This window comes from Photorhabdus africana (assembly GCF_035181445.1).
GTDB classification, from domain to species: Bacteria; Pseudomonadota; Gammaproteobacteria; order Enterobacterales; family Enterobacteriaceae; genus Photorhabdus; species Photorhabdus laumondii.
Genome location: NZ_JAXBVE010000069.1, coordinates 1 through 8,801 on the forward strand (window position 1 = coordinate 1; position 8,801 = coordinate 8,801).

Genomic DNA, 8,801 nt, shown 5'->3' on the forward strand with positions numbered 1-8,801 from the left:
GCGGGATAGGTGTCTCCGTATAAGGGGCATCCGGCAATGTGAAGGTCAGTCCGCTGTGCTCCTGCAACCAGTCCACAATCTGGCTCAGTGTTGGATGCTGAAATGAACACGACCATAATCGGTCAAACACACCAACCAGTTCACGCACAAAAAGACGCTGATAACCGTTTTGGGCGGGCTGTGAGCGTGCCACATAACCCGTAAACCAGCGTAATACCAAATCCGTGTAACCCACGTCCAGCCGCACCAGTTTTCCGGTGTAGTCCGTTGTCGTCTCCGCCGTGATAAAGCCACGACCACAGGATGCCAGTGCCAGCATAATATTGGCGTCAACCAGGTGAATTTCATCACCGGAAAGATAGAGCCGGTTAATCGGTGTCATTATTTAGTGGGTCCTATTTTGTCATTAATCGGTTTCAGGACTTTGCTTTCAAACCAGCTTAATTTTTCCGGCGCTTCTTTTGCGGCGGCGGCCCCCCGACCTGTTTGCTTTTTGGCCTGAATATTATCGGCAGCACGGGCATCACGTTTCTCAGCAACAGATAAATGCTCACGCAAAGTAAATGTGACTTGCCATGCCTGTTTACCGTCGATCTTACTGGCATCAATGGTATGGGTGAATGTCCCGATGCGAAAGTTGATAGCACCTGCGGTCAGGTTAGCGACACGATAACGTTTCAGACTTCCCTTCTCTTTGGCCTCCGCCAGTGCAAACAGGCGTGACAACGTTTTTTGCTCAGTAAACGGAATGATCCCCGTAACACGTAACTCCTTGGGCTTAATGCCTTGCTCCGCTACGGCGGTACTGGATGACTGGCCGCTTTGGTCTGTGTCCTGAAATACCACCGATGGAGTTACGGTCAGACTTTTTAATGGGATGGCCTCGCCATCAAGGGCCAGTGTGATAATTTGGCTCATTGTGTAGCATCCTTTCTAATGCGCGAATATCGTCCCCGGCAAATAATGTCGCCAGCGTGTAAACGGCGTCCTGTTCAGGGATATCCTGACGCAGTTTTTCGGCCAATAATGCGCCATTCCCTTTCCCTGAGAATGCCCAGACACGGGCCGATTTGCTCCTGACGCCATTCAGAGCGGCAGTAACGTGTTGTAAGGCGTTCTGTCTTGCCATCGTGAAGTTTGTTAATTGTGATTTCAATCCCGCAATGCTGCTGCCAGCGCTAACCTGTGTTTCAGCCTGAGCAATCAATTGCGCATTCGTGGCTATGCGGCTGGTTGATGTTGAAAATGGTTGCAACGGAGGCAAACCGCTGCCCGGTTTCCCAGGCAATTGCATTCTGGTGATCGCCAGACGTTCCGCTGTCTTTGCCATACGGGTGACCTGAGAAAATACCGGCAACGGCAACACCGCTGAAAATGGGGTTAAATGCTGGATAAATTCATTATGCGTCTTCGCGCAGATCATGAGTACCACCGCGCTCATGTTTCCCGTTCCCCGGATTTTATTTGCCAGATAATTGATAGCGTTTGCCGGACTCAGGTAGTGACCGCTGTCCGCTTTCTGTCCGATACCGTATACGAACGGATGAACGGACAACATCGCGCAATGCATCCCCATCATATTCGGGGAGATGCGCACCATTTTCCGTTGCCAATTCATCACGCGGGTTGCTCAGGCCAGTTGATATCGGGGGCAGTAGAAAAGTCTACTCTGTTCACCCGCACACGATATTTTTTCCATTCCACGAGCGCTGATTTTTCGGCATCCGTGGCGATATCCAGATCAATGGCATCCTGTAAGGGTTTAATTGCCGCATCTGCCTGTTGCTGTCGCGCGATTTTTTGCTGTTCAGCCTGTTCAATTTGATGAGATTTTAGGGCTGATTTATCTGTGACCCATTGCTTATTCTGCCACTTATCAAAGGGGGTTTGGGGTGATTGCAGGGTAAGATTATCTGGCAACGCGCCGAGGGCGGTAACATTGATCGGCTGGCCTGTATCGGTTGCATACGCCGTTTTACCCCGATAGTCAGGCACATGTCGCCAGGATTTTTCATCTATGCTACGACAAATCGCAACATCATGCGTGTCAGGTAATTCAGGCGCATCCAGATACGCATTAGCCGCAACAGAAAAACCGCGTGACACGCGATCCATATCGGCCCCAATATATTCCCGTGTTTCAGGATGACAACGATAAACCGCAACCCATCCGCTAACAATAGCTAACCCATCCTCATCAAACCGGGCCATTTGAATATCTGCGCTGTATTTAGTCATTACTTTACCCTCGTAATATAAATCACTGATTTGTTGACAGGCCGGTTTTCATTTGCGGTCGGGACCACTCTGGATACGTCAAATGTCCATGAAATCACCCCACCACCGGCACCGGCTGCGCGACCGCCTGCCTTATATTGGTAACTGAATGCACCAGAGGCGTTGCTCCCGCTCTCAATAGTGGGATTACCTAATGATCCCGTGATATTTCTGATCGCGTCCCCCTGAACACTCCCTAGCGAACGACCAGAATCTAGTCCCCGCCCTCTATCTAAACCACGCTTAAACAGCCCCCTGTCATCGGGTAATTTCAGGTCGGGAAAAATTTTGGCAAGCTCAGGGTAATCTGCCGCCCGGAATGAGCGCCCCTCATTGGGTTCATATCCGGCAGGTATCGGCGCAGCCGCATGCCATTCGATAGTAGCGCCAATCGGGATACCTATCGTAATCTTTTGCTCTACGGCACCGTTAGCATTGAGAAATCTGGTGTGCAACTGTGCATCGGCATCAATCCAAATTTGCCCCGTGTCACCCCCTATACCGATACTCACCCCTTTGGCCCATCCATTTTCCCGACCACAAGAAAATGGCCCTGAATAATGCCTGCCGGGTAGCTCAGTCATATAGGTAGTCTGGTGATAGGCGCCAACATCAGCCGCCATCAAACTGATATCAGACGATAGCGATTTCCCGTTAATTCTCCTGTCATTCGGTACAGCATTCATTGCCTGTTCGACGGTTTCCACTAAACCTATATTTTTGACAAATTCACTCTTATTGGGAATATCTGCGCCGTTCTGGTTTTTAGCCAGGCGACTATTGGCGTTTTCGCTGACAATGGTTAATGCGGCATTAACAGCATAGTCCCCTTTCGGCTGTTTCCCATGCAGACCGCTTTCCAATGCCTGCTGAGTCGCATATTCCCGTTTCACGCTATCAATCTCTTGATGAATAGCGGCAATATCACGGTCATTCAATGACCCGTTAATGCGCAAATCCAGCACATCACCGTGACCATCAATACCCGCAACCGCAAAGACATAATGCGGATACCCTGCCGCATCGATGTAGTTTTTAAGATCATTGGCGGCGGTGATATGAACAACGGTTTTCCACTGGCTGACCACATTGCCTTGATAGCTAAAATCCGCATAAACGCGGGTATCGCGCAGGCGGTTAAATGTTTGGTCAAACGCCAACTCACCCCGCAACCCGCCGATATAAGCCAGCCCCCTTTTGACCGTGTACCGGTCACCACGACGAACCACGGAAAACCCATCACCGAAAAACGCCGCCTCACCGTAACTGTCAGTATTCATCAGGCGCTGCATTTCATCGATGCCAGATAAACGGGCGGTAAAATCAATCTGCCAGGTTTCCGCCGTGGTCGTAATAGCGGTCTCTTTAGCTGCCCCTTCAAACTCCAGTAAAAAAGAGCGAGTCAGCACATTTCCCTGTAATCCGTTCGCGGTCTTAATTTTTTTCTGAGCTGGGGCATGGGTAATCATGCCAATAATGCCAGAAGCCTTATTTATCAGGCCAATCCAGTTAAAATCAAAATGACCGGCTTCCGTTCCCAATGTGACACTGTAGGCTACCGCGTTTTCACTCGCTAACCCTGTTTTGTTCACAGTCTGACGATGCACAATATGACTCTCTGCGGGTAATGTCTCATCGCGATTGATGGCAAGAGCGGGATCTAAATCCGGCACATAAGCAAAAACAAACTCATCCAAAACCACGGGCTTTCCCGCCGCGGCCTGCTGCGCTTTCCATTTTTCAAAGTCTACTGTAATCACTGACGCCATATTATTTCCTTATAATGATGCACCGTAGGTCATATTAGGTACGGTAATCGCCTTTAAACTGGCACTATCAAAAACGGACTCACCCGACATGTAACCCACTTTTAATAGCAGGGACAGCGAGGGCATGGCCGCGTAATAACAGCAATATTCCGCGCCCAAACTGCCCACACGCATAAACAGTTTATTATTCGCCATCACTTCAAAACGGTAGCGGCGGCAAGTGCGGCCATACTGACGAATGATGCTCATCAGCAAATCAGGGCTTTCAGCGACTTGTCCGTCACTGACGCGCAAAATAATCACATCCCAATCTATCGCCGGTTGTCGTTCCAATACTTCAACATGGCCGACACCTAAACGTTCAAAGATAGCGATAAATCCCGCGACACTGCCCGCCTCTCTGGCATTAATAAACGCGTATTTCACCCGTTTACGAAATAATGTCAGCGGTTCACCGTTAAAGCGCTGAATATCCCGCTGATAGGCCAGCATCGGCAGTAATTCCGCCGAACAAGTTTCCGCGTCCAATTGAGCTAACGGCCATGTCAGCCAGCGGTAAATCATTAACCAGAACTCACGCGCGGCCCAAAGCAGTTTGGCGGGTTCTCCCTTATCCATCCATGACGGCAAGGCCAGCCGCTTGAGTCGTTCCCTGAATTCAGACATGCTTCACCTCAATTATCAGTGATTGCAGCCTGGGCACACTTAAATCACTCAGAATGTCATCCAATGAAAAAGTCAGTGATTCAATCTCGGCAAATTCACGGTGTATTTCTCGCCCCAGGTTGGAAAAGGAAAATCGGGCATACGGCCAGGTTTTTTTCACGTGATATTCCCTATTTTCCCGAAAGGCGCAGCGGATCAGGTTTTCAACATCCGTTTTTAATGTTGTTGCCTGTTCCTGGCTGTCGTTCGCCAGATTTGCTACAAACAGCGTGACCAATAATTCATGGTGCGTTTCAGGCATCGGCAGACACTGCATATCATCCCCATGCCCATGATGCCCCTGATGGGTGATATAATCGTTCACTGCCTCAATAAAGGGCTGGCTGATGATCCCAGAATCCAGCAACAAATAGGCGTTTGCCGTTCCGGTGCCGCGAGGCGCATCATGCAGGAAAAAAATGCGGTCAATGCTTAAGCCTGCCACAGCGGCAATCATGCCACGGTAAACCGCATCAGTATGATAGTTGCCCACCCAGTTATATTGGTTGCGGCAGCGGTCGCGCAAATCATCATCGGATTCGGCATCTGAACCGGGCATCAATAGCCACCCCTCTTCATTCTGTACTCGCTCAATGCCGGACACTGCCACGGGCAGGAGACGAAAATAACCGGGGGCCAGGTTGAAAGCACCGCCTGCGGCTTCGGCCCTGACAGGCAATAAGGCACTGGACACATTGTCGGCCATCACTCCGCTTTCCGTGGTGCTGACGCGATAGATTTCGCCATTAATGCGTTCGGTCTGGATCACCGTTCCGGCAGGCACGGTCACCGTCGATGCACCTGCGGCTTTATAGAAACGGAGCACACCCTGCGCAGCGGATGCGGGTTTACGTTTCAGGTTGACGCCCCATGCGAACATATCCAGCCATGTGCCCGATGCGGTCGCCAAATACATATTTTTTAGGGTAACATGGATTAACGCCGCTTTCAGCCATAACACAGGACGTGTCACTAGGGTGTTAATCAGCCGCCAAAACGGGGACATCCGCGAGGTGTTGGTCACCAACCCGGCTTCATCGACCACTTTAGCGAATGCCATGCTGATATCGGTTTCCGTGGTTGGCATCCCGCTATCACGTAAGACCTTTTCATAATCAATCGTCGGTTTCGTTTCCACTGCTCACACTCACATTAATACGGCCAAAATCATAAGTTTCGGCGGTTATCCATAACTTAATGGGTGATTCTTCATTAATGATGACGGTTCCCGGAATAATCCGCTCATCGTCTTCGACCAGTATGCCTATCTGTGTGTGAATGTCTGCCCGTAGCGTTGGACTGCGTTCGGCAATAAGTTTCGTTGCCAGACCACTTTCAATAATGGCGTGTACACAATCCTGACCGAGGGAAACACGGTTATGACAGAAACGTGGCTCATTCCCTGAATTGAGTGTGAAATTGCGCTCGTTAATGAACAAATCAATGTATTTCGGCTCATCCATATGCCACTTGCTCCCATTCCGTTAATTGCTCCGGTGTCATGCCGTTGGAAATATTCAACGTCACATTTTCAATTCGGCGACTGTTATCATTGATGGTCTGTGAATGGGTTGTTATCCCTTTTATCAGGCCATGCTTGCCGATACCCTGCTTTTTCCCGCCCGTTAATACACGCTCGTTTTCTGGCGGTTTAATCGCTTGCACAGGCTGGATCATGGATTGAGGTTGCCCCTGAAAAATACCCTTGGATTGCGTCATCAATTTTGGGGGATTTTCTCCTATGCCCATATTAGGAACCGTCGCTTTTCCCATTGGTTCAGCGACTGTTTTTTCAATAGCCTGGGTTTCAATATTGATACCGGGAATATTATTTAATTTATCGATAATCCAATGGTAGCTATCGGAAAAGGAGTTCATCAGCCAATCCCATAAGCCGCCGAAAATATTGCCGATACTCTCCACAATGCCCGAAAAGGTATCCGCCAGTGAAAAACGGCTAAACCCGTTACACAGGTTATTCCAGCCCTCGGCGATCCCGCCCCAAACCGCACTGAATATCCCGCCAACCCATTTCACATACGCCGCCACCATCCTAAAGGCGGTCGTGTTCATCAGGGCCGCTTTGATGGCATCCCAATGCCTGATAAGCAGATAAATGCCAACAGCCAGCAACGCAATAGCAGCAATAATCAGCAAGATCGGCCAGGTCATGAAGCTGAATGAAATACCCGCTAAAAAGGCCGCAATCCTGACAGCCCGCAATACCCCGTGTAACACGCGTAATGTGGTGTTCCATGCAATAATAGCCGCGTTATAGAGCCACACCGCCGCCGCTCCCAGTTTCATGACAAGCGTACAGGTCGCCCAAATCCCCTTAAGGCCAATCCAGATAAATTTAGATACGCCCATTACGAGATTGGCGGCAGCCCCCGCAGCGGCAAAACTCAGCATACTGAGAGTGATATAACCGACCCAGCGGGCGATATTAGAAAACAGTTTCAGCCAGCGCACCAGTAATTGACCGGCATTGGCAAGCCTATTGACCAGTGAAGAGATAACCGGGAGCAATGTTGAACCTACGGCAATGCGGATATTCTGCCAAATAGCGTGTAACCGCGCCCACGGGTTCGCCATCCGCTCGGCCATTTCGCGAGCACGTTTCAGGCCATCATTGGCCCCTAACACCGAAATATTCTTACGCAGCATATCCACATTGCCATACAATTGTTTGACGACAATGGCAGAATCGCCAAACGCCTCCTCAATTTCCTTTTGTGCCTTAAGGTTGCCCTCAATACTTTTGCCATATTTGGCCTGTAGCTTTTCCAACATTTCCGGCAGGGTTAGCATATGACCAGAGGCATGAACAAAGCTGATGCTAAGTTTTTTCGCACCCTCAGCGGCATCGGTCAAAAACGATTCATAAACACTACTGGCCTCTGTACCCAATGAACGGTGCAATTCCCCCAGTACCGCCAATTGTTCATCAATACCGACCCCGAAATGCGTTCCTGCGGCGCGGGCCCCCTCCATCAAATCCGCAATTTCCTCCATACTGGCGCCAAATGTTTTCGACATGATGATGGCTTTTCCCGCCAGTTCCTCAGCAAACTGAATATTCCCTACGGCTTTGGCATGGCTGGAAAAATTCGAAAACATCTGCTCCATATATTGAGTCGTATCTGCTGCGCTGGATTTCAGGGCGGCGGCGGTGATATGGGTGATGTGAGTCATCTGCGGCAAGTCATTTTGTGACAGTTCGCTAATCTTCTTACTGATTTCCGCCGTTGATTGCACAAATTCAATCGATGACTTGCCATACAATGAACTGAACTTCATGGCATCCGCCGCCACTTTCGCCATCACACCACTATCAACCCCCTGAAGTGATGCCTCTGTCATCGCATCATCCCATTGAATAGCCGGATCAAGCCCCCCCTTAATTGACCAAAACGTCCCCGCTAACCCTGCGCCGCCGACTGCAATTTTTTCAAACGCCGTTTGTGATGCTTTGGCAAACCCAGAAACAGCCGCTTTCGCACTGGCAAGCGGTTGTGTCAGTTTATCAATTAGGCTTGATGTAAAATCCAATTGCCTCATGGTTCACCCTTTAATGCCAATGCAATACCATTCGCGGTGGCGATTCGCATATTTTCCCAATAACGATTATCCAGCCAAATTGCACGGGCTAAATTGTCCGTATTATCGTTCTCATTCGGTAAATAATGACAGCGCAATATTAACGCTTGTTCAAACAGGCTGTTATCAATGGATTTAACCCGCGTATTTAGTTTTTTATTTCAATTTCCAGTTTTGGCGCATATTCGGCATTGACTTTTTCAACGATTTGCATCGCGGCACCAGGTATTTTTAACCATTCATCTAAAATTGATTTAGACTCGGGCTGAACAATACGGCGCAAATAGGTAACAATGGGGACAACCTTATTATCCATTGCCATATCGTTAATCATACTATTACCTGATTACCATCGAATCTCAGCTAGCTTGAGTAAATACTCAGGTATAGGTGCTGCCCGGATACATGAATAAATAAGCTGTTCGAATGTTTTTTTAAGGTTAAAGCGCC

General features: G+C 49.2%; 10 protein-coding genes and 2 pseudogenes. All 12 read right to left on the reverse strand.

Annotation, left to right across the window (positions count from 1 at the left end):
* A pseudogene (locus tag SLS51_RS21885) lies at positions 1-382 on the reverse strand (hypothetical protein); the annotation flags it as partial.
* Positions 382-918, reverse strand: a complete 537-nt coding sequence (locus SLS51_RS21890; RefSeq protein WP_323840647.1) for a baseplate complex protein — start codon at positions 916-918, stop codon at positions 382-384. The gene SLS51_RS21890 and the pseudogene SLS51_RS21885, both read right to left, overlap by 1 nt.
* On the reverse strand, positions 890-1,618 hold the full coding sequence (locus SLS51_RS21895) for a hypothetical protein (RefSeq protein WP_323840648.1): 729 nt from the start codon (positions 1,616-1,618) through the stop codon (positions 890-892). Before SLS51_RS21895 ends, SLS51_RS21890 begins: the two co-directional genes overlap by 29 nt.
* Positions 1,618-2,238 carry a tail fiber assembly protein gene (locus tag SLS51_RS21900; protein ID WP_323840649.1) on the reverse strand — a complete coding sequence of 207 codons (621 nt, stop codon included), beginning with the start codon at positions 2,236-2,238 and terminating at the stop codon, positions 1,618-1,620. Before SLS51_RS21900 ends, SLS51_RS21895 begins: the two co-directional genes overlap by 1 nt.
* Complete coding sequence (locus SLS51_RS21905; protein ID WP_323840650.1) at positions 2,238-4,046, reverse strand: phage tail-collar fiber domain-containing protein; 1,809 nt, start codon at positions 4,044-4,046, stop codon at positions 2,238-2,240. Before SLS51_RS21905 ends, SLS51_RS21900 begins: the two co-directional genes overlap by 1 nt.
* A 9-nt stretch (positions 4,047-4,055) precedes the next feature.
* Positions 4,056-4,712 carry a phage tail protein gene (locus SLS51_RS21910; protein WP_323840651.1) on the reverse strand — a complete coding sequence of 219 codons (657 nt, stop codon included), beginning with the start codon at positions 4,710-4,712 and terminating at the stop codon, positions 4,056-4,058.
* Positions 4,705-5,889 (reverse strand): baseplate J/gp47 family protein, encoded by a 1,185-nt coding sequence (locus SLS51_RS21915; protein WP_323840652.1) that lies wholly within the window; start codon positions 5,887-5,889, stop codon positions 4,705-4,707. Before SLS51_RS21915 ends, SLS51_RS21910 begins: the two co-directional genes overlap by 8 nt.
* Positions 5,867-6,214, reverse strand: a complete 348-nt coding sequence (locus SLS51_RS21920) for a DUF2590 family protein (RefSeq protein ID WP_323840653.1) — start codon at positions 6,212-6,214, stop codon at positions 5,867-5,869. Before SLS51_RS21920 ends, SLS51_RS21915 begins: the two co-directional genes overlap by 23 nt.
* Complete coding sequence (locus tag SLS51_RS21925; RefSeq protein ID WP_323840654.1) at positions 6,207-8,312, reverse strand: phage tail tape measure protein; 2,106 nt, start codon at positions 8,310-8,312, stop codon at positions 6,207-6,209. The genes SLS51_RS21920 and SLS51_RS21925 overlap by 8 nt, the downstream gene beginning before the upstream one ends.
* Complete coding sequence (locus SLS51_RS21930) at positions 8,309-8,449, reverse strand: DUF6890 family protein (RefSeq protein ID WP_323840655.1); 141 nt, start codon at positions 8,447-8,449, stop codon at positions 8,309-8,311. Before SLS51_RS21930 ends, SLS51_RS21925 begins: the two co-directional genes overlap by 4 nt.
* Positions 8,450-8,499: 50 nt before the next feature.
* Positions 8,500-8,685, reverse strand: a complete 186-nt coding sequence (locus SLS51_RS21935; protein WP_323840656.1) for a putative phage tail assembly chaperone — start codon at positions 8,683-8,685, stop codon at positions 8,500-8,502.
* Between the two features lie 12 nt (positions 8,686-8,697).
* Positions 8,698-8,801 (reverse strand): annotated as a pseudogene (locus tag SLS51_RS21940) (IS1595 family transposase); the annotation flags it as partial.